Origin of the sequence: Thiohalobacter sp. COW1 (assembly GCF_016629505.1) — a bacterium.
In the GTDB taxonomy this organism is placed as follows: Bacteria; Pseudomonadota; Gammaproteobacteria; order Thiohalobacterales; family Thiohalobacteraceae; genus Thiohalobacter; species Thiohalobacter thiocyanaticus_A.
Window position 1 is genome coordinate 767,732 of sequence record NZ_AP024239.1, and the last position, 25,738, is coordinate 793,469.

Sequence of the window (25,738 nt, forward strand, 5' to 3'; positions counted from 1 at the left end):
TGGAGATCCGGCGATCAGGCCGCTTTGCCGGCCGCGGCGTCGGCGGTGCTTCCGGCATGGTGCGGATCGGCGCTGGCATCATCCAGCTTCTGCGGCATGAAGGGCAGGACCTTGACGGCCAGCGCCACGGCGATCAGGGCAATGCCGAAGCCGCCGATGCCAAGCAGGAACTCGGGCAGGGCGGGGCTGTACTCGGCCACCACGCCGTCGTAGAAACTGCTGCTGACCTCCATCCCGGGGAACAGGACCAGTGGGTAGGCCTGGCCGCCGATGATGATGGTGTACATCTGCGCCAGCCCCCCGAGGATGATCAGGACACAGGCCCAGCCGATGGCGGCGCGTGATTTGCCAAGACTCGGGTGATACAGCATGGCCAGAGGGACCAGGCTGCCGATCAGGATCTGGCCGATCCAGAACAGCTGGGTGTAGATGCCGCCGCCGAGCAGGAGAAAATGCTCGTAGGCGTGATGCTCGGTGGCATAGAGGTTGGTGAGGTGGTAGGCCAGCACGAAATACAGCACGCCGGCGACGAATACGCCGAGCAGGTTCTTCAGGCGGCGCACCAGGGCATCGCCGAGGGGACGCTCGGTCCACCTCATCGCCGCCATCAGCACCAGCAGGTAGATGGCCAGGCCGAAGGAGAAGGACATGACCACGAACAGCGGCGCCATGATGGCGGCGTCGTAGGCCTGGCGGGCAACGATGAAACCGAAGATCGAGCCGGTACCGGTGGTGAGGATCAGGCGCCACAGGAAGGCGAACAGGCCGACCGTGGATGAGTACTGCTTCTTGGACGGGTCCATCAGCATCCACAGATACACGGCGACGATGGCGATGAAGCCGTTGTACAGAATGATGTTCCAGGCGAAGATCGATTTGAAGTTGTAATAGGTCATGGCGACGATCAGACGGTCCGGACGGCCGAGATCGAGCACCAGAATGGCCAGACCACCGACAAGCAGGGCGATGGCAAGCAGGCCGGAGAGGGGGGCCAGCGGCTTGTACGGCGCCTTGCCGAATACGGAACCGATGGAGGCGACATTCAGGGCCCCGGAGGCGGCAACAATGAGGAAAACAGCGAAGACGTGCGGGGTGCCCCACACGATCTGGTTGTTCATCCCCGTGACATAATGGCCATGGTGTTCCATGTAATAGGCGGCACCCAGGCCGATGGCCACGATCAGGCCGAGGATGCCGATCAGGCCCCAGTAGCCCGTTCCATTGTTCGTTACTTCTCTGAAATGGATTGTCTTCTTCATGGATCCTGGCTCTTATGCTTGTGCGTCTTGGAGGAGGGTTCAGATGCCGCGATAGCGTACACCCAGGTCGAGTCCCAGGTCGGCACGGATCTGGGTGCCGCCGTGCAGTGCCAGTTGACGCGATATCTCGCTGTTCGGATCGTTCATATCCCCGAAGACGAAGGCGTCGTGACCTTCGGCGGCACAGGCCTCGGCACAGGCGGGTACGGCATCGGCCCCGTCCTTGTCGACACGATGAACGCACAGGGTGCAGCTTTCCACCGTGCCCTTGCCGCGCGGAGCGACGACCAGCTGATCCTGCAGATCCTCGTGGATGAAGGAACGCGCCTTATAGGGGCAGGCCATCATGCAGTAACGGCAGCCGATGCAGATATGCTTGTCGACCAGCACGATGCCGTCGGCGCGTTTCATGGAGGCACCGGTCGGGCAGACGTCCACGCAGGGCGGATGTTTGCAGTGCTGGCACATCAGCGGCAGCTGATGGGCGTAGCCCGTGCTGGTATCGCGCAGTTCGACAATGCGGATCCACTGCGCCTTCTGCTCGGGCGAGGAGTGCGGCTCGCTGTTGTGGATATCGCCCCAGCCGTTTTCCTCCATGCAGCCGCGCACGCACGCATCGCAACCGTCGCCGCACTTGTTGGTATCGATCAGCATGCCCCAGCGATTGTCACTGGAGACGGGCTGATCGGCGGGCTTGGCCTGCGCGACCTGGTTGAGAAACACGCCGGGGGCAATGCTGATGCCGGCGGCGGCACCGGCAGTCCCGCCGAGGAAGCGGCGGCGTGAGGTGTCTACATGCTCGCTCATTGCAGTCCTTCCTCCGTTACTGCCCGCAGAGCATCCGCGGTCAGTTCGGCTTCTGTCCCGGTGAAGTGATGGGCCTTGCCGCTGCCCAGCCGATGCATGGTGGTATCGGCATCCGGCATCGGCGTATCCCGATGACAGGAGAAGCAGTCGATCTTCACCGCGGCATAGCTGTGACAGCTGCTGCAGAAATGCTCCTTGCTGTCGCTGCGCACAACCTTACCCGATTCAGGTTTCGGGACATGGCAGTTGATGCATTCCTCCAGGCTGTACTGCTTGGTGCGTACGCCCCGGCGCATGGTCTCGTCGCGCTGGTGGAGGATGTACTCCATGTGGTTCTTGCGCATCTCCTCGGTCGGCTCGACACAGCCCTGGGCCTCGCTGTAGCGGGCATTGGCCTCGGGGATGTCCGGCCGGGGTACCTCGGCGCTGGCAAGCAGCGGGATGGCCAGAAAGGCCATCCCGGTTGCGAGAGCCAGTGACTGCAGGGATTGAAACAACCGCGTCATGTCCGCTCCTAAACTGCTGCTGTAGGGATCGACTTACTCACCCATCGCCATATCGATGTAGCCGGTGGGGCAGACATCCGAGCAGATGTGGCAGCCGATGCAGCGATCGTAGTCGGTAGCGACGTAGCGGCCGGTGGTCGCCTCATCCTTCTTGACGCGATAGACGGCGTCCTGCGGGCAGTAGATGACGCAGTTGTCGCACTCGAAGCACATGCCGCAGCTCATGCAGCGGTCGGCCTCGGCCTTGGCCTCTTCATCGGTGTAGCAGTCGTAGCGTTCCTCGAAGTGACCCAGCACTTCCTCGGCGCCCGGACCGTGTTCCTTGCGCTTGAGACGCGGCTCGTAGCCGAAATGCCCCAGGAACAGCTTGTCGTGCGGGATGATTTCGGAGCTGGCACGGTCCTCGTAGTTGTGCACCGCGTACTTGGCGCTGGAGGTGCCGCGCAGATCACCCTCGTTTGCGTGGAACTCGATGGGCGACAGGTGCGCTTCGTTCAGCTTGGACAGCAGGTTGAAGTGGTGCTTGTCGACCTTCGGACGCTTGACCTGCGACTCGTTCTTCAGATAGTGCTCGATGCTCTCGGCCGCGATGGAGGCCTGGCCGATGGCGGTGGTCAGCAGGTGCGGGCGGATGATGTCGCCGGCGACGAAGTGACCCGGACGGTTCGGGATCTGGTAGAACTGATCCGAATCCATCAGGCCGCGGCCATTGTCGAAGTCCTCCAGACCGACCAGGTCACCGCCCTGACCGATGGCGGACACGATCAGGTCGGCCTCGATGTCGAACTCGGTGCCTTCGACCGGGGTCGGACGGCCATCCTTGATCTCGCACTTGGCCATGCGCAGCGCGGTGGCGCGGCCGCTGTCGTCCTTGACCAGGGCGATGGGCATGACCTCGTTGAGAATGGTGACACCCTCGTGCAGGGCATCACGCACCTCGTGCTCGGTGGCGGTCATCTCTTCCTTCGGGAACAGCGCGGTCAGGGTGACCTCGGCGCCTTCGCGCGCCGCGGTCAGGGCGGCGTCGTGAGCGGTGTAGCCGTGGATGACCTCTTCCGGACGCTCCTTCTCGTTGATGGTGGAGATCTTGCCCAGGCGGCGGGCCACGGAGACCACGTCAATGGAGGTGTCACCACCACCCACGCAGACCACCTTGTCGGCGGTGACCTGCAGGTCGCCCTTGTTGTAGGCCTCGAGGAAGGCGACACCGGAGACGCAGTTCGGGGTGCCTTCCCAGCCCTCGACGGGCAGGCCGCGGCCGGTCTTGCAGCCGATGGCCCACAGGATGGCGTCGAATTCCTTCTCCAGTTCCTCGACGGTCACGTCCTTGCCCACGCGGGTGTTGGTGCGGACCTCGATGTCGCCCATCTCGACGATGCGGTTGATCTCGTGGGTCAGGTGGGTGCGCGGGATACGGTAACCGGGGATGCCGTACTCCATCATGCCGCCGAGCTTGTCGTGATCATCGAAGATGCAGCTGGCGATACCGCGGCGGCGCAGGTGATAGGCCGCGGACATGCCGGCCGGGCCGCCGCCGATGATGGCGACCTTCTTCTCGGTCTTGAGCGCCGGGGCTTCATACTTGAAGTCGTTCGTGACTGCACTGTCGCCGATGTACTGCTCGACGGCATTGATGCCGACGAAATCCTCGACCTCGTTGCGGTTGCAGCCATCCTGACACGGGGCCGGGCAGACACGGCCCATCATGGCGGGGAAGGGGTTGGATTCGGTCAGACGCCGGAAGGCGTATTCATGCATGCTGACATCCTGGGGCGGCTTCTCGATGCCGCGCACGATCTGCAGCCAGCCGCGGATGTCTTCACCCGACGGACAGCTTCCCTGGCAGGGCGGCGTACGGTGGACGTAAACAGGGCACTTGTGAGATTCGTCGGCGACGAAAATCTTGTCGTGCATGCTGCTCCAGGTGTGTTCGCCGTCCTCGAACTTGCGGAAAGTGAGTTTCATATCGTCTTGGGAAGTTGCCATGCCTGTTCTCCTGATCTAGGTGAACCCGGTATGCCGGTATTCGTATCTAGAGATTAAAAATTATACGTCCGAATTACTGCAAGCAAATCAATCCTCGTCACCTTCGTCCTCGTCATCGTCCGATTTCTGGCCGGTCAGAATCAGCGCGTTGCTGACCAGCTGGTGGACACTGACGATCTGGTCGAGGGTGAAGCCGTAGTACGGCATTACCTTCGCGAACTGGCTCTTGCAGATGGCGCAGATCGCGGCCATGTGCGTGACGCCGTGTTCGTCCACAACTTTCTTGAGCGCTTCCATGCGGGGCAGCGCGCCCTTGACGCGCAACTCCATCAAATCATCGGTCAGCAGACCGCCGCCGCCGCCGCAGCAGTAGGTGCTGTCATAGATGGTGTCAGCGGACATATCGTAGTAGTTGTTGCAGCTGGCCCTGATGATGTCGCGCGGAATGGTGAACTGACCGCCGGGCATGTCACCCATGCGCGAGGCACGGGAGACATTGCAGGAGTCGTGGTAGGTCAGGATCATGTCATCGTTGCGCGACTTGTCCAGGTTCAGCTTGCCCTGCTTGATCAGATCGTGCGTGAACTCGCAGATATGCTGCGGTACCGGGTAGTTCGGATCAAGGAAGTCGAACGGCCCGGCCAGGGTGTTGAGGAAGCTGTAGGCCACGCGCCAGGCATGGCCGCACTCGCCGAAGATGATGCGCTTCACGCCCAGATCCAGCGCGGCCTCGCGGATGCGCATGGACACGCGCTTCATGTTCTCGTAGGAGCCGATGAACATGCCGAAGTTGGCCGCCTCGGAGGCGTGCGAGCTCAGGGTCCAGCTGATGCCGGCCTCGTGGAAGACCTTGCCGTAGCCGATCAGGCCGTCGACGTGGGGTTCGGCGAAGAAGTCGGCTGACGGCGTGACCAGCAGGACCTCGGCGCCTTTCTCGTCCAGCGGGTAGCGCACCTTGACGCCGGTGTCATCCTCGACATCCTCTTCGATCCCCTCCAGCGTATTCTCGAGTGCGGGCTGCGGCAGGCCGAGGTTGTTGCCGACCTTGAATACCTTGCCGATGATCTCGTTGCAGTACTTCTGGCCCTTGCCGACCGCGTCCATGATCTCGCGCGCGGCCATGGAGATCTCGGCGGTGTCGATGCCGTAGGGGCAGAACACGGAGCAGCGCCGGCACTGCGAGCACTGATGGAAATAGCTGTACCAGTCGTCCAGCACTTCCTCGGTCAGGTCCTGGGCGCCGACCAGCTTGGGAAAGTACTTGCCCGCGAAGGTGAAGTAGCGACGGTAGACCTTGCGCAGCAGGTCCTGACGGCCGACCGGCATGTTCTTGGGGTCGGTCGTGCCGAGGTAGTAGTGGCACTTGTCGGTGCAGGCGCCGCACTTGACGCAGGCGTCCAGAAACACCTGGAAGGAACGGTATTTACCGAGCAGTTCGCCCATCTTGTCGATGGCGACCTCCTTCCAGTTGTCCAGCAGTTCGCCGGGATAGCCAAGCGGCTGCTGGAAGTCGGCCTTGGCGACATACGGCTTGCTGTGCTCCATCGTCCCTTCCTGCAGCTTCGGGATGATGGGGATTTCTCTGAATTTGGGTACGTCAAAATCAGCCACGGTTCGCTCCTAAGTCTACTGCCGCAAAGGTGTCACAGTCTCTGCGATTATTTTTCCAGCTCGGCGGCCCAGGGGGCCAGGTGCCGCTTTTCGCGCGGGTTGTCGACCTGATTTCGGGTCGGGCTGAAGAATACACCGGGGGCGTGCAGCAGTTTGCTGATGGGGAACACGATCAGCAGCATTGCCACCAGGAACAGATGAATCAGCAGGGCCGGATCGGTCGGCAGTTCCTGCGGCGAGAAACGCATCATACCCAGGAAGAACGCCTTGACTGACACGATGTCGGTGTGCGAGACGAAGGTCATCATCATGCCGCTGAGGCCGATGCCGACCAGCAGGGCCAGCATCAGGTGGTCGGACGGCGCGCTGATGTAGCGCACACGGTCAACCAGGATGCGCCGTGCCCACAGGCCGAGCAGGCCGATGATCATGCCGAAGGCGGCGTATTTACCGAAGGGCTGGATCAGGGTGACCCAGAGCCAGACCTGATCCTGGAAATAACGGATGTGGCGCAGCAGCACCAGTAACAGTGAGAAGTGAAAGATCCAGCCGAACAGCCAGATCCACTTGTTGGAGCGGAACAGGCTCTGGAAGAAAACGACTTCGCGGAACATGCGCAGAACAACGCCGCCCGTGGTCGTGGGTGCCGGCGTGGTGGGGATCTTCAGCGGTGCCGGTGTCTTGGCGTAGCGGTAAATCCGCGCGCCCACCCCAACCAGAAAAACGATCGCTGCGGCATAAAACAGCGCGGTGTAAGCGATACTCACAAACGACACCGTCGTCTCCTCACTGTTGCAATTCTGTAGTAATGATGGGGGAGGGAATACCTCCCCCGGCAATCACGAATGTGTCGTGATCAGACGCAGCCGGTCGGCTTCGGCAGACCAGCGTACTTGCAGGCCTGCTTGGCCGGGCCGTACGGGAACAGTTCGTAGAGGTACTTGCTGTTGCCCTTTTCCTTGCCCAGCTTCTTGCCGATGGCCTTGGTCAGAACGCGCACTGCAGGAGCGATCTGGTACTCTTCATAGTACTCGCGCAGGAAGTTGATCACTTCCCAGTGGTTCTCGGTCAGGTCGGTGCCGTCTTCCTTGGCCATGGCGGTCGCCACTTCGGGCTCCCAGTCGTTCAGGTTGGCCAGGTAACCCTCTTCATCGGTCTCAAAGGTCTTGCCGTTTACTTCGATTGCCATGATCGATCTCCTCGTGCTGTTGGAGCAAAAATGAAAAAAAGACGTTAGAGCCAGGCCTGAACATTGTCATGTTCAGTGACCAGGTCAACGAATCCGCCGTAATCGACGACGTTGATACCGTCCAGGACCTGATCCTCACTCATACCACGTGCCCTGAGATCAGGACCTAACACGTAGACTTTGCTCTTCTCCATTGCGGACTGAACCTTGCCCGCAACGGCGGTGCCTTTCATCGCGCCATAGACCGCGTCCTCGAACAGCAGCACGGCGGCGCCGTCCTTGATGCGGCCGAGGCAGGAATCCAGGGAGCGATTCTCGAAAGGTGATTTGTTGACTGTATGCAGCATTGCCATCACTGAATCTCCCTTGATTAGAAACTGAGAACGACGTCCTGCTCATCCATCAGGTCGCGCAGCTCGTCGGCGCTGACCACACGGATGGAGGGCTTTTCTTCCCAGTCATCATCCTCGTCCTCGTACGTGATTTCCTGCAGGTCGTCGAGGCTGAGACCGCGGGCTTCGAGTGATTCCTTCTCGACATACAGCTTGTTGATGTCGTAATCCCCGAGAACCTTGTAGATCGGCGAGAAGTTCTTCATGCCGATGTCCTTGGTGTCCTGGCCCTTGGCCAGCTGATAGACACCGTCGTCCAGGAATGCCAGGCTGACATCCTGATCGAAAGCGGCGCCGATCAGGACCACCTCCAGGGATTCGAGTGCGTAAATGGTCCCGTAAGGTGCCTTACGGTTCACATACATGAACTTCTTGATACCGCCCTCGTTTTCCATAGTTCTGAAACCTTCTAGTCAGTAACTCTCAATCACCGAACACGACCAGACGGTCGCACTGGATGCCGGCCTCGATCAGCTGACCCAGACCCGAAATCCGGAAGCCGTTGGCGATGTTGTCGCCGTCCTTGCCGTGACGCTTGGCTTCGTTCTCGTCGAGGATGCCGCGGCGCTGGGCTGCGGCCACACATACGACCAGGTCGATGTTGTGTTTCTCGGCCAGTTCGGACCACTGCACGGTGATGTTGCGATCGTCCTGGGGCGGTACGCCGAACCGTGTGCCGTTGTTCACACCGTCGTGGTAGAAGAACACACGAAACACCTCATGGCCCTTTTCCAGCGCAGCCCTGGTGAACTGCAGGGCGCTGTCCGCGCTCTGATGCTGATAGGGGCCTTCGTTTACCATTACCGCGAGTTTCATCTACTTCCGTCCTTCGCTACTCGTTGCACATCCAATTCGGTCAGCTGATTAAAGTGGTGCGGTTAGCGCCGTGCACTAACCGCACCCTGACCGACTGGCACAGCCTGTCTACCCGACCGCTCAGAAGCGGATGTGGGTGGAGGCGTTCAGGCTGTTGCGCGCACCTCTCCAGTTGTCGATGTGGTACTTGGTGAACGGCAGGCCGGTGACCTCGAAGAAGCGGGGCCAGCCGATGCGCTCGATCCAGTCGTTGATGCGCTCCCAGTCCTTGGCGCCTTCCTTGTAGGCGTTCAGGATGCGCTTGACGATGGCGGTTGCCTCGGGCCAGCGCGGCGGGTTGTTGGGGATGCCGGCAGCGACCAGCTTCTGGAAGGTCGGCTTGCCGCGGGCGTTGGAGTGATTGCCGCCCACCCAGATGGCGAGCTTGGTGTGCTCGGCATCGTTGATCTGCATCGGGGGGCAGGGCGGATAGCAGGCGCCGCAGCAGATGCACTTCTTCTCGTCAACTTCCAGCGAGGGCTTGCCGTTGACCATGGCCGGACGAATGGCTGCCACCGGGCAGCGGGCAACCACGGAGGGACGCTCGCAGACGTTGGAGACCAGGTCGTGATTGATCTTCGGCGGCTTGGTGTGCTGGACGTTGATGGCGATGTCGCCCTGACCGCCGCAGTTGATCTGGCAGCAGGAAGTGGTCAGGTGCACACGGTTGGGCATGTTGCAGTTGCGGAACTCGTCGATGAGCTCGTCCATCATCGCCTTGACCACGCCGGAGGCGTCGGTGCCGGGGATGTCGCAGTGCAGCCAGCCCTGGGTGTGCGAGATCATGGATACGGAGTTGGCGGTGCCGCCGACGATGAAACCGGCGTCTTCCAGTGCCTTGATCAGCGGCTCGACCTTGGCCTCGTCGGTGACCATGTACTCGATGTTGGAGCGCAGGGTGAAACGGACATAGCCGTCGGCGTACTGATCGCCGATGTCGCACAGCTTGCGCAGGGTGAAAACGTCGAGGATACGCTGGGTGCCGGCCTTGACGGTCCAGATGGTGTCGCCGCTGTAGGCGACGTGACGCAGCACGCCCGGACGCGGGTGATCGTGCCACTTCCACTGGCCATAGTTCTTCATCATGACCGGGTGGGTGTACTGGAAGCCGTCAGGGCAGCCGGATTCGATCGGCTGGCGCATGTCTTCAAGTGCCATGGACTTCTCCTGAACTTAAATTAATACAACTCGGTTTTGATCCGGGGGCGGGATGCGCCCCCGGTCCATTGCAGACTGGAGACCTGCTCAGCTGGCAGCCTTCTGTTCCTGCTTGCGCTGGAACCACTTCTCGGCTTCCTCGTCCCAGCCGTCCATGCGGACGTAGGAGACCTGGCGCGGATAGGCAACCATGTTCGGGTCGGGATCGATGCCGATGCCCTCGAGGAAGTTGACCAGGCCGATACGCTCGATCATCTCGCCGCAGCGCTCGTGCTCCAGACCGTTCTCGGCCCAGAAGTCGATGATTTCCTCACCCATCTCGGTGATGCGCTCGTAGTCTTCCTCGTTCTCCAGCTTCATGAACGGAACCACGACGGTGCCCATCAGATCGCCGATCTTGAGGGTGCGCTTGCCGCCGATCAGGATGGTGACGCCCTTGTCGTTGCCGGGGTGCAGGGCCTTCGGCATGACGTTCAGGCAGTGCATGCAGCGTACGCAGTTGTGATCGTCGACGGTGATGGTGTCGTCGTCGTTCAGGCTGATGCAGTTGGTCGGGCAACGGGAGATGACGTTGTCGATGATGTACTGGCGACCCTTGGCCTCGACGTAGTTCTTGACTTCGTCCTGGTCGATCTGCATCTCGTCGCGCCAGGTGCCGATGATGGCGAAGTCGGAACGCTCGATGGCGTTCTGGCAGTCGTTCGGGCAGCCGGAGACCTTGAACTTGAACTTGTACGGCAGGGCCGGACGGTGCACGTCGTCGGTGAAGTTGTTCAGCAGTTTGCGGTGGATGACCTGCTCGTTGGCGCAGGACATCTCGCAGCGGGCGGCACCGACGCAGGACATGCCGGTACGCACGCACGGACCGGCACCACCCAGGTCCCAGCCGTAGTCATTGATCTCGTCGAAGAAGTGCTGGGTGCCATCGGTGTTGGTGCCGATGAACATGATGTTGCCGGTCTGGCCGTGGAAGGTCACCAGGCCGGAACCGTGCTTCTCCCAGCTGTCGGCCAGCTGGCGCAGCATGTCGGTGGTGTACATGTTGCCTGCGGGCGGCTGCACACGCAGGGTATGGAATTCCTTGGATTCCTGGAAGGCGTGACCGACTTCGGAGAAACGCGGGATGATGCCGCCGCCGTAACCGAACACGGAAACCGTACCGCCTTTCCAGTAGCCCTTGCGGGTCTCATAAGAATGCTCGAGCTGACCAAGCAGGGAGTTGGCCATGCCGCGAATACGGTCGCTGTCATGGGTGTCGCGCAGACGCTTGATACCGGAAATGAAGCTCGGCCACGGGCCGTTTTCCAGTTCGTCAAGCATCGGAGTTTCATGGTGCTTATCGGCCATGTCGGTCTCCTTGAGTTTGGAATGGCTGGTTGTGCATTTCGGGCGCCTTGAACAACACCGCCGGCACCCGTTCCACTACAACATCTAAATTCTATTTGAGTACCACGTCGATCGCGGACCGCTTCTCACGGGCCGCGTGCAAATCGTGCGTGCTGATACCCTTCTTGAGCACTCCGATTTTCCGTGCTGGGAAGTCTATGTACCTGAGCGCGAAGTGAATACCCTACCCATGGGGTGTTTGGGCCGCAGTAGACTATCCCAAATGGAGTAGGTGTGCAATGTCCCCCATTCCGGTCCACGACAGGATATTGGCAGGCTCTCTGTCGGGGAATTTTAAATAATCAATGTTTAATTATATACTTACAAAATCGTCCCGCTCAAGCTGCCGCCGAGCCTGCCGCGAGCCGGACAGACGGCTGGTTTTTAGCATCCTGCCCACCCTAGAATAGCCGCGTTCCGAATGCCCCGGAGAATCGTTTGACCATGGGTATATCCGCCTCCCCCGAGATGACTGCCGCGACCTCACTGCCGGGCAACCCCTTCGATCCCGAGGCTGCGGCGGCCTACGCGGTCTGGCGCGAGCTCAAGCTGGCACGCCTGCCGGCGTCGGCCGAACTGGTGGTGTCGCTGGCCGATCCCCGGCGGCTGACGCCCGCCGAGCACGCGGCCATGCTGGATCGTCTGCAGCGGGTCAATCTGGTGCTGTACCAGTTCGATCCGGCCATCACCGACAAGCACGCGATCCGCGCCCTGGGCCGACAGTTCGGTCTGGAGCGGCTGGACGGCAATCTGTGCGCCGATGCTGACAGCATCACCTCGTTGCAGGTCTCCAGCGACGGCGCCAAGGGCGAGTACATTCCCTACACCGACCGGCGCCTGAGTTGGCATACCGACGGCTATTACAATTCCCCGGATCAGCAGATCCGGGGAATTGTCATGCACTGCGTGCGTCCGGCGGCCGCAGGCGGGGAGAGTGCGTTCCTGGATCACGAACTTGCATATATATTGATACGTGATGCCAATCCGGCCTGGATCCGGGCCCTGATGGCGCCGACCGCCATGACCATCCCGGCCAACGTGTCGCAGGGCCGGACCATCCGACCGGCGCACAGCGGGCCGGTATTCTCCGTCGATCCGGCAACCGGCGCCCTGCACATGCGATACAGCGCCCGTACCCGCAACATCGTCTGGCGGGACGATCCCGATACCCGGGCCGCGGCGGCCTTCCTGCAGGAGCTCTGGAGCGGGGACTGTCCCTACGTCTATCACCATCGGCTGGTGTCGGGGCAGGGCATAATCTGCAATAATACCCTACATAACCGCTCAGGATTTCGGGACGATCCCGATCCGGACCGCGGGCGCCTGCTGTACAGGGCCCGCTATTACGACCGGGTGGCGGGCACCGCCCTGCAGGAGGTGTTCCCACCGGCCTGAGCCCATGGCCATAGACGAGATCCGGCCGGCGGCGACCGTGTCGCCGGCCACGTGAGGAGGCACTGATGTTGTGGTTGAGTGAGATCCTGCTGCAGGAACACGAGATGGATTCCTTCGATCAACTGTGTGAGAAGATCCAGGAGCGTGCTGCTCAGGGCGAGATGTTCTTTCGCATGGACGTGAAGCCGCCGTTCCAGGATACGCCGGTGGACTGGGAGGATCGACTCGAGGCAGCCTTTGCCCAGGCCAACAGAAGATAATGGCTTAAATCCGGTTAGCAGCATGAATACTGCTGTTATACCGGTATATTGGAAATTTCATGATGCTCAAATCAGGTGGTAAAAGATGATGTTCTGGCAGGAAGAGCGGGACGAGGACAAGCCCTACCAGGTCCCGGACGATATTATCGATATCAATTACCGGATCACGGCCCGTACGCTGCCGCTGGATCACGCCCATGCCCTGTCCAGCGCCCTGCTCGAGGCGCTGCCCTGGCTGGAGGAGGAGGAGGCTGCCGGTATCCACCTCATTCACGGCGCCGAGTCCGGAAACGGCTGGTACCGGCCCGAGGACGTGAGCAACGAGTTGCTGCATCTGTCGCGGCGCGCGCGCATGAGCCTGCGTATCCCGAAGGCGCGCCAGGCGGATGCCGAGGCCCTGGTGGGACAGATTCTCGACATCGACGGCTATTCCCTGGAAGTCGGCGAGTCCAGCCTCAGGATGCTCAGCCCCCTGCCCACGCTGTTTTCCCGTCACGTCAAGACCGATCCCGGACTGTCGGAGGCGGAGTTCCTGGAATGGGCGGCGGCCCGGATCAAGTCGCTCGGCATCCCCGTGCGCAAGCTGATGGCCGGCAAGAGCCATGCCTTTCAGACCCCCGACGGCATCCTGCACACGCGCAGCCTGATGATCGCCGATCTGGAGCCGGAGTCGGCCGTGATGCTGCAGCAGAAGGGTATCGGCGAGGGCCGCAAGATCGGCTGCGGCCTGTTCATTCCGCACAAGGGCATCAAGGCGGTGAAGGATACCAACTGACGCCTGTACGCCGCGGCAACGGCCGCGGCGCTTTCAATCAGTACTTGCTAATTTACAAAACTGCCCGTTTCAGGGTATATTCCGCGACTTTGTGATTTTCCGATCCGTGATTGGCTTTGAACCAGAGGAAGAGTCATGGCTTACGAACTCAACGGCAAGACCATTGAAACCAACGAAAACGGCTATCTCAACGATCCCAACGAGTGGACCGAGGATCTGGCGCAGGTGATCGCCGACGCCGAGGGCGGCATCGGTCAGCTGAGCGATCAGCACTGGGATATCATCCACTACCTGCGTGACGAATACTTCAACAACAATCAGAACCAGCCCAACGACCGCACCATCCTCAAGGAGATGGCCAGCAAGTGGGGCACCAAGCCCACCAGCAAGGACATGTACGCGCTGTTCCCGAAAATGCCCTCCAAGCAGGGCGGCAAGGTCGCCGGGCTGCCGGAGAGCCGCCGCAAGGGCGGATACTGAGCGCTGGAGCCCCTTGCCCATTTGGGATATAGTTGCGGGCCGACCGTGACGGTATAGTCCCGCCCAGCACCTGAAAATCGACGATTATGGCCCACTAGCCGGAGGCGAGTACGATGAGCGACAAGGCTGAAGCGATCAAGAAAATGATTGAAATGCAGAAGAAATTCATGGCATACGAGCACCAGAACGGGCTCGATCCCAAGGACTACTACGCACCCGAGTCCGGCCATGACCTGGACGGCTTCCGCAAGGAATACCGCGACCTGGCGATGTCCGTGGTCGATCAGGCGCACAAGGAAGTCGGCTCCAAGGCCTGACTCCCGGCACTGCAGAAAAAAGCCTCACCTGGTGGGGCTTTTTTTATGTCCGGGGATTGCCCGGCTCCGCGGGGTTCAGACCTCTGCCCACATCCGTACCAGATTGGTGTAACTGTTGCTGACCAGGGTGGTCTCCTGCTCGTCGGGCGATTTCTCCAGCAGCAGGTCGCGCGCCCGGGCCAGAGAGTAGAGCAGTTCGCGGCGACCCGGGTCCCGGACCAGGCTCTGGGCCCAGGTCACCGCCACCAGCCGTTCCCCGGCGCTGACCGGGGCCACATGATGGGTGCTGGAGGAGGGGTAGACGACCGCATCGCCGGCCGCGAGTTTGATCCGCTGTTCGCCGAAGCTGGAGCGGATCACCAGTTCGCCGCCTTCATAGTCTTCGGGTGAGCTCAGAAAGACAGTGGTGGAGACATCCGAGCGGTAGCGCTGCCCCATGGGTCCCATGACCGGGTCGTCGACGTGATCGCCGTAATCCATGCCCGGGACATAGCGCGCATAGAAGGGCGCGGCCACGCGGTGCGGCAGTACGGCCTGTTGATAAACCGCATGCTGCACGAGGGAGCCCATCACAATGTTATTCAGCCTGGTGTATAGTTCCTGCTCCTGAACCATCTCTTCGTTGTGTTTCACCCGGTTCGCTTCCCGCCCGGCGGACAGCCGGCCATCCTGGAACCGGGCACCGGCCATCAGGGTGCGGATCTGCTGCAGCTGTTCGGTGGCGAGCACGCCGGAGAGCGTCAACAACATGTTCAGGGACTCCAGTCACAAGAGGTCGACCATGATACTGAATGTTCACGCAGGGGAACAAACCTATTCCATCGATGTGCCCGAGCATCTGCTCGATGAGGCTGAAGAATTCTTCAGCCGCATGGACGAGGACATGAGCCGCGGCTATCAGATGAGCCGCACCTGGGTGGACAATCCCGATGTCTACATGCGCTGCCAGATCGTCGCCGACAAGCTGCTCACGGCACTGGAAAGCCACAATGAGAGTCTTGGCGTAATGATGTCCGCCTACCTGCTCAAGCGCATGCCCGGCATCAGAACCGTGCATCTCAATCTCGAAGGTGACATGACCGAGCATGATTTCGATCTGGCCTGAGCCATGGCCGAACTGCTGCAGGTCACCGCGCCGCTGCTGATCCGTCACCCCGACGGCATCCGCCATATCATGGTGGAACGCTTTGCCCATCCCGAGGGCCTCCTGTATTTCGAGCCCTTCTGGCATCTGCATCGTCCGGCCGCGCGGGCCATTCATCTGGCTCGCGGCGGCATCCGTGGCGAAGGCCCCTGGCGGCTCGGCGGGGCGGTGATCACGGTACTGGGCTGCCAGGGCAGCGACCCCGAAATGGCGGGTCTGTACGCCGAATGGCAGGCCTTTCTCCAGAACGGTGCGCCGGGTTATCCGGCCGCTGCAGCCATCCATGCCCTGGCCCGCGAGCAGGGCGCCATCTGCCCGGACTGATCCGAAATCCCGGCCGCCGCCCGCCTCGGTCCCGCCTGCCTTTTGCGGTCATTTCGCGGCCGGGGATTTGTGCCCTGGTCCACAGAATACTGCGTGCAATCTGACAAACTAGCATCAGATACATGCTGGATACCGGATATGCAGGCAGAAAATACCACGAAGAATATCAACCTGATTGCGACCATGCCCCTGTTCGAGGGGGTGCCGCTCAATGTGCTGCACTGGGTCAATGAACGCTGCGAGATCGTCCGGGTCTTCGCCGGCCAGACCCTGCTCGATCCGGCCCGCCGCAACGATGCGGTCTATATCATCATTTCCGGTTTTGCCCAGGTCCGCAATCCCGGCCAGGAAGACCAGGCGCTGGCCTACCTGATGGAAGGCCAGTGCGTCGGGGAGATGTCCGTGATCGATGGCGGTCAGCCCTCGGCCCGGGTGGTGGCGGATAGCGACTGCAAATTGCTGGTGATCGAATCCGCTACCCTGTGGGAACTGATCGGCATGGCTCCGGTAGTGGCGCGCAACCTCATGCGCACCCTGTCCAGCCGGCTGCGCTACGACAACGAGGTGATCCTGGAGAGCCTGCGCATGCAGCGTGCCTTCGAGCACGATGCCCGGGTGGACCCGCTTACCGGCATGCACAACCGGCGCTGGCTGTGCGAGATGCTGGATCGGCAGATCCAGCGCTGCAGTATCAGCGGCGAGGCGTTGTCAATCCTGATGCTCGATGTGGATCACTTCAAGCACTACAACGATACCCACGGCCACCTGGCGGGCGACTGTGCGCTGCAAGCCGTGGCCCAGGCGATCCGGAGTGGGCTGCGGGTGGCCGACACCACGGCCCGCTTCGGCGGCGAGGAGTTCGTCGCGCTGTTCCCGGGGGTCGATATCGCCGCTGCCCACGGGATTGCCGAGCAGTTGCGCCAGGCGGTGCGCGAGTATCCGGTGCTGGACTTCCAGGGCCGTTCGTTGCCCGGGGTGACTGTGTCCATCGGCCTGACCGCCCTGGCGCCGGGGCAGGGCCGGGACCAACTGCTCAATGCCGTGGATGCCGCGCTTTACCGCGCCAAGCACGCGGGGCGTGACCGTATCAGTGAGTGAAACGGGCGCGCCTCAGCCGCGTACCAGCAGCAGCCCGAGCCCGGAGATCGCCAGCAGGGCAAACGCCAGCCGGCGCATCTGGACAATGGGGACATGCCGGGTCAGACGGGCACCGAACTGGGCGGCCAGCAGCACCGGAAACAGGCACCAGGCCGCGGCCTCCAGCATGGCCGGCTCGAATTCGCCGCGCAGGATCTGCACGATGAGGCGCAGCAGCGTACTGAGGAAGAAGATCGCCAGCAGGGTCGAGCGGATGCGCGCCATGTCCCAGGGCTGGCGGTAGATGTGGAACACGATCGGCGGTCCCGCCGTGCTGAACAGACCGCCCAGCAGCCCGCCGGCGGCGCCGCTGATCAGCCCGGCCGCCGCCCCCGAGGGGCGGGGCAGGGGATGCGGGCGGAAGAACAGCACCAGCGCCGCGGCCAGGATCACCGCCCCCAGCAATTGCTGCAGCAGCACCGGCGTGGCCGTGTTCATCCAGGCCAGCAGGGCCATGCCCAGCGCGATCATGGGTGCCAGCCCCAGGGTCATCCAGCCCAGCTGCGGCCAGTCGATGGCACGGGGATGCCGGCCCAGGACCCAGGCACCGTTGGCCATCGAGATCATGCTCACCACCGCGGCCAGAAAGGGAATGGATGCCAGTCCCAGCAGACTGGCCAGGCCCATGACGATCAGGCCCAGGGCAAAGCCGGTCAGGGCCTGGATGAAGCTGCCGGCAAAGGCGAGCAGAACGAGCAGGGTCAGTTCGAACGGGGTCATGGCAGCGGTTTGCGCATGAGAAAGTGCGGGATGCTGCCGAACAGGGTGTGCGAGGGCGCGACCACTGCATAGCCGTGATGGGTATAGAAGTCGACCGCGGCCTGCCGTGCATGCAGCCGGATTTCGCCCAGATCCCAGTCCCGCGCCTGCTGTTCGAGCGCCTGCAGCAGGGCCGTGCCGACGCCGCGGCCGCGCCAGGCATCGACCACGGCCATGTAACGGATCTGACCCCGCGTGTCATCGATACAGTGCAGGCGCCCGATACCGATCAGACGGCCGCTGCGGTCCTGCACCTGCAGATGGAAGGCGACGTCTTCGAACTCATCCCGCTCGCTGCCGCGCGGCTGCTCCCAGGGTGCACGCAGCAGCTGCCAGCGCAGGGCGAAATAGCGCTCGAAGTCGGCGTCGCTGACGGGACGGCTCACACGAAAGTCGGGGGACACTCAGGCGAATACCACCCAGGTGGTGGCGATGTATTTGACGCCTTCATGCAGTTCCACGGCGCGGTGTTCGTGGGTCCAGAAAGGGGGGAACAGGATCAGCTTGCCCTGTTCGGGGCGCACCTTGACCTGCTGGAACAGGAACTCGGTCTCGCCGCCGGGTCCGGGCACGTCGTTGAGATACCACAGGGCGACCAGCTGGCGCTGACTGAACTCGTGACTGCCGCCGTCGATGTGCCAGTGATAGTACTCGCCCGGCACATAGCGCTGGATGCCGTAGCCCATGTCCTTGAACGGGCCTTTGAAGTAGGGAAAGGCCTCGCGGAACTCGCGCAGGGCAATGCCCAGCGATCGGAACAGATTGTTGTCCACGTCCTTCCAGTGCGGCTTGCCGCTGACCACCAGGTCGGTGGTCTTCTTCACCCCGGCGTCCTCGTTCGCCGTCTGGCCGATGCGGCCCCTGTACTGCTCCTCCTGATGCGCTTCGAAGCGCTGGATGATGTCCTGGCAGATGAAGTCGGGCAGGGCATTGGGCTGCTCGAAGATGAAGGAATTGGGCTGGATTTCGGTGAGGGTGCGCAGCGGCGCACGCTGCGGGCTGTCATGGGACATCATTGAATCGACCGGGAATGGAAAGGAGGCAATTCTCTTACAGCGCGTTGGTCTCGATCAAGTCGGGAATGCGCTGCATGGAATCGCGGCCGTGGCGGCGGAAGTCATCCAATACGGTCTCGGCCACCCGCTGCCAGTGTGACTGACTGCGCTGGATGATCTGTTTCAACACCGAATCGTTGCCCTCCCGGTGCCAGGTCTGATAGGCCTCGACCAGGCTGGGCATGAGGCTCTTGCGCATGTTGGTCAGGGTGGCGAAGTAGAAATGCAGGCTGGCCGAATCCGCCTTGTCCAGCAGCCGGGGCAGGGTGGACAGGGCATCTGCCAGGTTGTCGCGCACAGCGCGCGCCTGGATCTCGGCCTTGGAGCGCGGGAAGCTGGCCAGCATCTCCTCCCACTCCGGGCCCAGTTCGCGGCCGCACTGGACCTCGCCGATCTCGTGCAGGATGAGGGTATCGATCTGACCCTCAGCCATGGCGTCCAGGGCGCCGTCGGGGTCGGTGTCGAAGTCGTAGCAGCGGATGGCCCGGCCCATGGGATTGTCCAGCCGGTTCCAGCGCCATTCCTCCATCTTCTCCCAGATCATCTGGCGCAGGGCCTGGCGGCGGATGAAGATGGTGCCGTTCAGGGACATGGCCGGGGGCGAAGTGAGATCGCGGGCGAATTCCTCGCCGGCGACGATCAGCCGGTATTCTTCCGTGTCTTCGTGCCGGTCCAGCCGGCCGAGGAAAAAATGCGGTTTGGCCCGCTGGCCGTAACCGGCCGAATAGACCAGTCCTTCGGGGAGCAGTCGGGTGTTGACCGTCTCGGCCTCCAGCGGGTCGATGGCCTGATCCCCGACCGGAAGGTGGACGAAATCACTCTCCTCGAGATCTTCCCACAACTGTTCCCGCGCCCGCAGCCAGTCGCCGACCTCTTCATGGGGCAGGGAATCGGCGTAGGCATAGCCCATCTCCCAGCGGTAGAATTCACGCATCTTCATCAGGTAGACGCACAGGGTGTAGTCTCCGGCGTGCGCGGCATCGGAAATGTGACAGTTGTGCTGTACCGAGTCTCTCAGGCTGCGCCACTCGTCCTGCATTTCAACATCCTCTGCAACGGGACCTCCGCCAACAAGAGTAGGGCACTCAGAGGCGGATTGCCGTGAAATCCCGAGTAAAATGGTATACTATTGGCATCCTAGCATGGGCCGGGGCGGATGCAAAGCCAATCCAGGCTGGAATTCGCTTCAATAAGATGGCTCACCCTATTGAAATAAATCAGTAAATCAGGGGAATTATTCCGTGCGTATCAAGACCCGTTGGAACAACCAGGACAAGCAGCGCACCATCGAGGAAACGGCCAGTGCGCTGAGCTTTACCCTGTGGCGGATGTGCATGCAGTCGCTGCTGAATCTGGAGAACGAGGGTTTCCAGACCGACACCCAGATGCAGCGCCTGACGGTGATCGAGGAATACCTGGCCTTCCTGCTGCATGCGGTGGACCGGATCGTCTACAACAAGATGGACGAGGAAGAGCGGGCGATCTTCATCAATGCCCTGGCGAAGAAACTGGCCGACTATGTGCAGGACAACGGCCGCGACCTCGGCGGCCCGGGCGACTATCGCGCCCCCTTCATCGAACTGCTCAATGACCGCATGGACGGCTATGCCGAGTTCGGGTTCTTCGACTTCGAACCGAGTTTCCAGATGTCACGTTATTTCGGCGACGCGGTGACGCGGGTGCTGGGTGAGCATCAGCGCAAGTGGGTGACCACTCAGGTCATCGACATCGAGGTGCCGTTTTTCATGAAGACGATGAAACGGGCCATCACCAGTCTGCTGCCGGAATTGCCCAGAGAGGAAACGGCCTGAGGCTGATGCCTCAGGCGCTGCGGCGGCGGGCAATGCCCGCCAGGCCGATCAGACCACTGCCGAACAGCCAAACGGCAGCGGGGACGGGGACGGCGGAAACCTCGACCTGGGAACCGAGGAAAGTCACGGCTTGTTGTTGGTACGTGACGGCTGAATAGAAATCACCGCCCTTTAACGGATCGGTCGTGACCGCCATCGTCAATGCTGTATCGCCCGCCGCAAGTGCCTGGAAGGTCAGGGTTCCTACAATCCCCGCTTCCAGACCCGAATCGCTCCCGAAAGCCAGTCCTTCCAGTCCGCTGCTGACCGGGTCCGGCGAGCGGTGATAGGCAGGGTCAAGTACGAGGGTTGTGGTGGCGGTTGTGAATCCCTGGAAACTCAGCAGGCTGTTGTCAAAGAAGAAATCAATTGCGCCGCCAAACGTCGGATCGCCCGAGAAATCGATGAGCAGATCAAACGACAGGCTGTCACCGGGCGCGGCCTGCGTGGTCTGGGGAGACAGGCTGATGGACGCGGCATTGGCCGTTGCAGTGAACAGGGCTGCCAGCATGGACAGAAACCGAATGGATGTTTTGGCAGAAAGTTTCATTGGATTACCCTTCAGTTTTATTCTGGCAAATTCTATAGCAAGCATCACGCCAGATAAAAAAGATGCTTTATTATCATGAGGCTGCAATATCAAACTGAGTTTGGTTACTCTGAATGAAAAGAATCTCGACGTCTCATGCGCGGTTTGTTCAGTTGTGTTCAGCCCGAGAATCCCCTAATACGCTGAAAATCCATAAGATAAAATCAGGCCACGTGCTATGGGTGAGCAAGGGGCAGTGGAGAAAGTGTAAATAATTCCGAACGCTCATGGATCGAGTGCGCTGGGACCGGGGGTGCTGAAGAAGAATGATTTCAGAATTGCCAGATCAGCGAAATTCACGGCCCCGTCACCGTTGAGGTCCGCGTGCGGGTCGGTGCTGAAGAACGCTGATTTCAGATAGGCCAGATCCGAGAAGTTCACTGCGCCATCGTTGTTGAAATCCGCATCGCAGCGATTGCCGTAGCCGTCCCCGTCCGTATCCCGCTGTGGTGCATTGGCGTGCAGGATGCAGTTGTCGCAGGCATCACCGATCCCATCCCCATCCTGGTCCAGTTGCCCGGCATTGGCCGTGTCCGGGCAATTGTCGCTCCCGTTGTCGATGCCGTCGCCGTCGCGGTCGCTGTCACAGGCATCACCGATGCCATCGCCATCCCGATCCGCCTGGTCCGGGTTATGGGCGTCCGGACAGTTGTCCAGGTCATCCAGCACCGTGTCGGCATCCGTGTCGGGATGCGGGGCGAGCAGGACCAGCGGTTCCTGAATGCCGTCGGGATCATCCCCGCACAGCGACAGGGAAGCCCCGCAGGGTGCGGGATCGCCCATGGCGATCAGGGCCGCCTTGACGTCGGCCGGGCCGGCGCCGGGATTGGCTGCGAGGTACAGGGCCGCAGCGCCGGCCACATGCGGGCTGGCCATGCTGGTGCCATGCAGATACTCATAGTCGTCATCGAGATAGGTGGAATGGATTTCCACCCCGGGGGCCATGATGTCCACGCCGGTGCCGTAATTGCTGAAGCAGGCGAAGGAGTCGTCCTGCTTTTCAGTGCATTTGCCATCGACGGTCGTGTAGGTGAAGCCCAGGCTTGCCCGGGCGCCGATCCGCCCGTCGCCATCGGCCAGGGCGGACACCGTGATGACATCCGGATGATCGGCGGGGCTGGTGTACATGACATCGATGGCATCGTTGCCGGCAGAGGTCACCACGGTTATGCCGGCAGCGAGGGTGTTGTCGATGGCCTCATTGAAGTTGCGGCTGCCGGTGCCGTCATGGGTGAAGCCGAGGCTCATGTTCACAACCTCGATCTGGGCGGCGTTGGCAATCACGTAGTCCAGGGCGGCGATGATTTCCAGCAGCCCCGTGCCTGCACCGGGATCGGTGCCGAAGACATTCAGGGCCCAGATGCGCGCGCCCGGCGCGACCCCGACCACGCCGATACCATTGTCGCGGGCCGCGGCGATGCCGGCGACATGGGTGCCGTGGCCCTGCACATCATTGGCGCGGCTGTCGCCCGTATTGCAGGTGCCCGAGCGCGGGGTCTTCTGATAGCAGTAGGCATACTGGTAGACATTGAGGTCGGAGTGATTCAGTTCCACGCCGGTGTCGATGATGGCGATGTCGACATCCACCAGGGACTCGCTGCCGTCGATGCCGGCGCCGGGATGAAGTTCGGCGTTGATGCGGTCGATCCCCGTGGGCAGCTGCTGGGCATGCAGCTCGAAGCTGCGCGCCTGTTCCACATCGGCAACCAGGGGATGGTGCCGCAGGCGTTCAGCGGCGGCGGCGGGCAGGTCGATGCCCATGCCCTTGATGGCATGGTGGTAGAGGTATCTCGGCCTGGCCCCGATGACCTGTTCGAGTTGCCGTGCCGCCCGGTCGGGCAGGACATCCGGCTGAAACCGAACAACGTAGCCCCGGCTATCAGGAGAGGCCGGGGGAGCGGGAGGGGCGGCGGCAAAGGTGGCCGGTGATCCGAACGCACACAGCAACATCAGCGTCCGCATCAGACGCGCTGCTGAATCTGACATGAGTTCCCCTCCAGGATTTTATTGTTGTAATGAAACTGCTCTGTTTGTAATCAACTACACCTTATCCGCAACGGGCGGGTCAACAGCGGACGGCTGGGTCCTGAATGAGGCGTGACATTCAAAATGATATTCAAGTCAATGTAATTAATCTGAATAATCATTCTTCAGTGCAGGACTTCGAACCATAAAAAAACCCACGATCACTGCCGGGTGGAGGCAGTGATCGCGGGTCTCGGGTCGGGCTGGAGCGGGGCTTACTTCTTGACCCACTCCTCGAAGCCGGTCGGATCCTTTTCCTTGCCCTTCTCATAGCCGGCCTTGTAGGCGTCGGTGATGCGCTGCTCTTCGCGCTCCGGGTTCAGCCAGTAGCCACTCTGCCAGCCCTGGATGAATTCGCTGTCGACGCCAGCCTCTTCCATCTTGGTCACTGCGTCATAGTATGCCTGATGCGGGTTCATGCTTGCTTCTCCTTCTCTGATCTTCGAACTGATCTCGATCTCGGTTAGCCGTGTATTTTCCACTATTTTGCGACAGTCGTCATCCCTGATGGGGTAACGGATTGCCGCGTCAAAATGCGTCGGCGCAGTGCCCGAAGCGAGCGTCTGCCGGACCGCATCCGCAGCCGACGCCAGGGAATCGTGCGGTTGCAGAGGATTCAGGATCGGCGCGCCAGCATAGAGCAGGCCCTAGTACTTCAGGGTGGGGGAGTATACAGACAAGTCAGGGCGCGACGTATATCCCCATAGAGGGATGCCTCGGCCGGGGCCGGCAGGAGCGAATTTACCGGAAAATCAAGCCTCAGGCAGAGGCGGCGCATCTTTTCTAAATCCTTATTATTTTGGTAAACTATTCGTTTGCACTGAATGAGAGCACCCTCTGGAGGCACCATGTCATTCGAAGACGACGTCGATTTCAGCAGCGCCATGGCGGCGTTCGAGGCCAAGCACTTTGCCCGCGCCGCACAGATGCTGAGCCCTTTCGCCCAGCAGGGCAACGCCGAGGCCCAGCACCGGCTGGCGATCATTTATCAGAATGGCCTGGGCATGACCCGCAATGACGAACTGGCCTATAAATGGATGCGCGCCGCCGCCGAGCAGGGCCACGCCCTGGCGCAACACGGCCTGGGGTTCATGTACCTCGAAGGCGAATGTGTCGAGAAAAACGGTGAGGAAGCGGCCAGATGGTTCCAGATGGCCGCTGATCAGGGCATGGCGGGCTCGCTGACGACCCTGGCCATGATGTACGAGCAGGGCAACGGGGTGGAGCAGGATCTTGAAGAGGCCCGGCGGCTCTATAAACTGGCCGGGTTTGACGACGCCGTCTGAGCGCGGCCAAAATCCTGCTGTTCAACATTAAGATATGCTTATAATCAGCTGTATATAAAATGGAACTTTCTTCGGTAGACGCCCTGCGCCTCAATGTCATGCTGGCCAACGAGTTGGAGGCGGTCCGCATCGACGAATCCTCCATGACTGTCTACGGCCTCTCGCCCCAGGGGGAGACGGCGGTCAGACTCAATCCGAACTGTCGGGATGAATCGTACGTCAAGCAGGTCAAGGAGTTGCTGTCGACCCAGGTGCTGGGCTCGCCGGGCGGCTATCCGGTCTATCTCAAACGCTGGACCCGCATGGGCCAGACCCGTGACAACAACCTCGACAAGCTGCTGATGCTGGGGGAGCCGGAGGCCGTGGTGGCCGTGGTCCACGCCCGGGGCCTGACCGAGGACCTGGCCCGACGGGCCTGGTGGGCCATGCCCAGCGCCGACAATGCCCGCAAGATGCTGGCCCGCGACTGCGTGGCCGCCAGCGATCTGGGGCGGGAACTGGCCGCGTTCCTGATCGAGTTCCTGCCGTTCGAGGAGAATCCCCAGGACATGATCGAGAGCGTGCGCCTGATCCTGCAGCCGGGGCTGATCGATGACGAAGCCCGCAGTCGGATCTGGGAGCGTGCCCGCCACAAGAACACCTACTATGTCGGTTTTCTGCAGACTGTTCCGGATGCGCTGCCTGCGGAGCAGCCCCCGCATCCGGCCCTGGAGGCGCTGCGGCCCGCGCTGGCCTTGCTGCTGGAGCAGGGCAACCCGGCCGCGCGGCTGCTGGACCGGATCTACAGCCCGGCCGGACAGGCCTATCTGCGCACGGTCGAGACCGTGCTGCGCAAGCCCAACAATCAGGACGTGGTGGTGGAGTTGTTCGAGGCGCTGAAGGACTATTTCAGCCCGGTGGCCGCGCCGGGCGAACGTCTGTGCGAGATCGATGCCGTGCTGATGCAGGCCGAAACCCGCAGACGGGACCCGGCCGCCAGCGGGGATGCGCCGCTGGCCGAACTGCTGGAAGCTGTGCCTGAGCATGCCGATGCCGTCCAGGCATTGTGCGTGTTCGCCGGGGTCGGCGAACGGCTGGTCGCGCCCATCTTCGCCCGCACCGATGCCATCGGCAGCGTGATGCGGCGCAAGATCGAACCCGTCACCACGCCCCTGTTCGACCATCTCCAGGTGCTGCGGGGCAAGCGCTGAGCG

General features: G+C 61.6%; 31 protein-coding genes. 11 read left to right on the forward strand and 20 right to left on the reverse strand.

Annotation, left to right across the window (positions count from 1 at the left end):
- Positions 1–14: 14 nt before the first annotated feature.
- The 12 genes from nrfD to dsrA form a co-directional block, all read right to left on the reverse strand.
- Entirely contained in the window at positions 15–1,259 is a 1,245-nt protein-coding gene (nrfD, locus tag COW1_RS03520; protein WP_201345448.1) for an NrfD/PsrC family molybdoenzyme membrane anchor subunit, read from the reverse strand.
- 39 nt (positions 1,260–1,298) lie between these two features.
- Positions 1,299–2,066 (reverse strand): sulfate reduction electron transfer complex DsrMKJOP subunit DsrO, encoded by a 768-nt coding sequence (gene dsrO / locus COW1_RS03525; RefSeq protein ID WP_096366437.1) that lies wholly within the window; start codon positions 2,064–2,066, stop codon positions 1,299–1,301.
- Positions 2,063–2,572, reverse strand: a complete 510-nt coding sequence (locus COW1_RS03530) for a hypothetical protein (protein WP_157745591.1) — start codon at positions 2,570–2,572, stop codon at positions 2,063–2,065. Before COW1_RS03530 ends, dsrO begins: the two co-directional genes overlap by 4 nt.
- Positions 2,573–2,605: 33 nt before the next feature.
- Positions 2,606–4,558, reverse strand: coding sequence for an NAD(P)-binding protein (locus COW1_RS03535; RefSeq protein ID WP_201345449.1), 1,953 nt, complete (start codon positions 4,556–4,558; stop codon positions 2,606–2,608).
- An 87-nt stretch (positions 4,559–4,645) separates the two neighbouring features.
- Positions 4,646–6,169, reverse strand: a complete 1,524-nt coding sequence (gene dsrK / locus COW1_RS03540; protein WP_096366434.1) for a sulfate reduction electron transfer complex DsrMKJOP subunit DsrK — start codon at positions 6,167–6,169, stop codon at positions 4,646–4,648.
- Positions 6,170–6,216: 47 nt separating this feature from the next.
- Complete coding sequence (locus COW1_RS03545; RefSeq protein WP_096366433.1) at positions 6,217–6,945, reverse strand: respiratory nitrate reductase subunit gamma; 729 nt, start codon at positions 6,943–6,945, stop codon at positions 6,217–6,219.
- A gap of 80 nt (positions 6,946–7,025) precedes the next feature.
- Positions 7,026–7,358, reverse strand: a complete 333-nt coding sequence (locus tag COW1_RS03550; protein ID WP_096366432.1) for a TusE/DsrC/DsvC family sulfur relay protein — start codon at positions 7,356–7,358, stop codon at positions 7,026–7,028.
- A gap of 44 nt (positions 7,359–7,402) precedes the next feature.
- Positions 7,403–7,711, reverse strand: coding sequence for a sulfurtransferase complex subunit TusB (tusB, locus tag COW1_RS03555; protein WP_096366431.1), 309 nt, complete (start codon positions 7,709–7,711; stop codon positions 7,403–7,405).
- Positions 7,712–7,728: 17 nt separating this feature from the next.
- Positions 7,729–8,145 (reverse strand): sulfurtransferase complex subunit TusC, encoded by a 417-nt coding sequence (tusC, locus tag COW1_RS03560; protein ID WP_096366430.1) that lies wholly within the window; start codon positions 8,143–8,145, stop codon positions 7,729–7,731.
- A 28-nt stretch (positions 8,146–8,173) separates the two neighbouring features.
- Entirely contained in the window at positions 8,174–8,566 is a 393-nt protein-coding gene (gene tusD / locus COW1_RS03565) for a sulfurtransferase complex subunit TusD (RefSeq protein ID WP_096366429.1), read from the reverse strand.
- A gap of 120 nt (positions 8,567–8,686) precedes the next feature.
- Positions 8,687–9,763 (reverse strand): dissimilatory-type sulfite reductase subunit beta, encoded by a 1,077-nt coding sequence (dsrB, locus tag COW1_RS03570; RefSeq protein ID WP_096366428.1) that lies wholly within the window; start codon positions 9,761–9,763, stop codon positions 8,687–8,689.
- A gap of 87 nt (positions 9,764–9,850) precedes the next feature.
- Complete coding sequence (gene dsrA, locus COW1_RS03575; protein WP_096366427.1) at positions 9,851–11,110, reverse strand: dissimilatory-type sulfite reductase subunit alpha; 1,260 nt, start codon at positions 11,108–11,110, stop codon at positions 9,851–9,853.
- 483 nt (positions 11,111–11,593) lie between these two features.
- Here dsrA and COW1_RS03580 point away from each other — a divergent pair, with 483 nt between their 5' ends.
- From COW1_RS03580 to COW1_RS03600, 5 genes are all read left to right on the forward strand, one after another.
- Entirely contained in the window at positions 11,594–12,544 is a 951-nt protein-coding gene (locus tag COW1_RS03580) for a TauD/TfdA family dioxygenase (RefSeq protein WP_231971492.1), read from the forward strand.
- Between the two features lie 65 nt (positions 12,545–12,609).
- Positions 12,610–12,804, forward strand: coding sequence for a sulfur relay protein DsrC (locus COW1_RS03585; RefSeq protein ID WP_096366426.1), 195 nt, complete (start codon positions 12,610–12,612; stop codon positions 12,802–12,804).
- An 85-nt stretch (positions 12,805–12,889) separates the two neighbouring features.
- On the forward strand, positions 12,890–13,579 hold the full coding sequence (cas6, locus tag COW1_RS03590; RefSeq protein ID WP_231971491.1) for a type I-MYXAN CRISPR-associated protein Cas6/Cmx6: 690 nt from the start codon (positions 12,890–12,892) through the stop codon (positions 13,577–13,579).
- A gap of 135 nt (positions 13,580–13,714) precedes the next feature.
- Positions 13,715–14,059: a TusE/DsrC/DsvC family sulfur relay protein gene (locus COW1_RS03595; RefSeq protein WP_096366425.1), complete on the forward strand. Its 345-nt coding sequence runs from the start codon at positions 13,715–13,717 to the stop codon at positions 14,057–14,059.
- Between the two features lie 113 nt (positions 14,060–14,172).
- A complete protein-coding gene (locus COW1_RS03600; RefSeq protein WP_096366424.1) occupies positions 14,173–14,376 on the forward strand; it encodes a hypothetical protein in 204 nt (67 codons plus the stop codon).
- A gap of 75 nt (positions 14,377–14,451) precedes the next feature.
- On the opposite strand, the gene COW1_RS03605 is transcribed toward COW1_RS03600, so the two are convergent.
- Entirely contained in the window at positions 14,452–15,126 is a 675-nt protein-coding gene (locus COW1_RS03605) for a Fe2+-dependent dioxygenase (protein WP_096366423.1), read from the reverse strand.
- Positions 15,127–15,157: 31 nt separating this feature from the next.
- Between COW1_RS03605 and COW1_RS03610 the strand changes: the two genes are divergently transcribed.
- The 3 genes from COW1_RS03610 to COW1_RS03620 all read left to right on the forward strand — a co-directional run bounded on the left by COW1_RS03610 (position 15,158) and on the right by COW1_RS03620 (position 16,942).
- Entirely contained in the window at positions 15,158–15,481 is a 324-nt protein-coding gene (locus COW1_RS03610; protein WP_096366422.1) for a hypothetical protein, read from the forward strand.
- A gap of 3 nt (positions 15,482–15,484) precedes the next feature.
- The gene (locus COW1_RS03615) at positions 15,485–15,844 is read left to right on the forward strand and encodes a hypothetical protein (protein WP_096366421.1); all 360 of its coding nucleotides are present in this window, start codon (positions 15,485–15,487) and stop codon (positions 15,842–15,844) included.
- A gap of 138 nt (positions 15,845–15,982) precedes the next feature.
- On the forward strand, positions 15,983–16,942 hold the full coding sequence (locus COW1_RS03620) for a GGDEF domain-containing protein (protein ID WP_096366420.1): 960 nt from the start codon (positions 15,983–15,985) through the stop codon (positions 16,940–16,942).
- A gap of 12 nt (positions 16,943–16,954) precedes the next feature.
- On the opposite strand, the gene COW1_RS03625 is transcribed toward COW1_RS03620, so the two are convergent.
- The 4 genes from COW1_RS03625 to COW1_RS03640 are packed head-to-tail and all read right to left on the reverse strand — an operon-like array spanning position 16,955 to position 19,834.
- Positions 16,955–17,701: a sulfite exporter TauE/SafE family protein gene (locus COW1_RS03625; protein WP_096366419.1), complete on the reverse strand. Its 747-nt coding sequence runs from the start codon at positions 17,699–17,701 to the stop codon at positions 16,955–16,957.
- Entirely contained in the window at positions 17,698–18,126 is a 429-nt protein-coding gene (locus COW1_RS03630) for a GNAT family N-acetyltransferase (protein ID WP_157745589.1), read from the reverse strand. Before COW1_RS03630 ends, COW1_RS03625 begins: the two co-directional genes overlap by 4 nt.
- 18 nt (positions 18,127–18,144) lie before the next feature.
- A complete protein-coding gene (locus COW1_RS03635) occupies positions 18,145–18,756 on the reverse strand; it encodes a 2OG-Fe(II) oxygenase (RefSeq protein WP_096366417.1) in 612 nt (203 codons plus the stop codon).
- A 34-nt stretch (positions 18,757–18,790) separates the two neighbouring features.
- A complete protein-coding gene (locus COW1_RS03640; protein WP_096366416.1) occupies positions 18,791–19,834 on the reverse strand; it encodes an Sfum_1244 family protein in 1,044 nt (347 codons plus the stop codon).
- 202 nt (positions 19,835–20,036) lie between these two features.
- Between COW1_RS03640 and COW1_RS03645 the strand changes: the two genes are divergently transcribed.
- Positions 20,037–20,606 (forward strand): hypothetical protein, encoded by a 570-nt coding sequence (locus tag COW1_RS03645; RefSeq protein WP_201345450.1) that lies wholly within the window; start codon positions 20,037–20,039, stop codon positions 20,604–20,606.
- A 10-nt stretch (positions 20,607–20,616) separates the two neighbouring features.
- On the opposite strand, the gene COW1_RS03650 is transcribed toward COW1_RS03645, so the two are convergent.
- From COW1_RS03650 to COW1_RS03660, 3 genes are all read right to left on the reverse strand, one after another.
- On the reverse strand, positions 20,617–21,195 hold the full coding sequence (locus COW1_RS03650) for a VPLPA-CTERM sorting domain-containing protein (protein WP_201345451.1): 579 nt from the start codon (positions 21,193–21,195) through the stop codon (positions 20,617–20,619).
- Between the two features lie 264 nt (positions 21,196–21,459).
- Complete coding sequence (locus COW1_RS17225) at positions 21,460–23,220, reverse strand: S8 family serine peptidase (RefSeq protein ID WP_201345452.1); 1,761 nt, start codon at positions 23,218–23,220, stop codon at positions 21,460–21,462.
- Positions 23,221–23,474: 254 nt separating this feature from the next.
- Positions 23,475–23,678: a hypothetical protein gene (locus COW1_RS03660; RefSeq protein ID WP_201345453.1), complete on the reverse strand. Its 204-nt coding sequence runs from the start codon at positions 23,676–23,678 to the stop codon at positions 23,475–23,477.
- Between the two features lie 429 nt (positions 23,679–24,107).
- Here COW1_RS03660 and COW1_RS03665 point away from each other — a divergent pair, with 429 nt between their 5' ends.
- Both COW1_RS03665 and COW1_RS03670 read left to right on the forward strand, forming a co-directional pair.
- On the forward strand, positions 24,108–24,545 hold the full coding sequence (locus tag COW1_RS03665; RefSeq protein ID WP_096366411.1) for a tetratricopeptide repeat protein: 438 nt from the start codon (positions 24,108–24,110) through the stop codon (positions 24,543–24,545).
- Positions 24,546–24,604: 59 nt separating this feature from the next.
- Entirely contained in the window at positions 24,605–25,735 is a 1,131-nt protein-coding gene (locus COW1_RS03670; protein ID WP_096366410.1) for a hypothetical protein, read from the forward strand.
- Positions 25,736–25,738 lie beyond the last annotated feature (3 nt).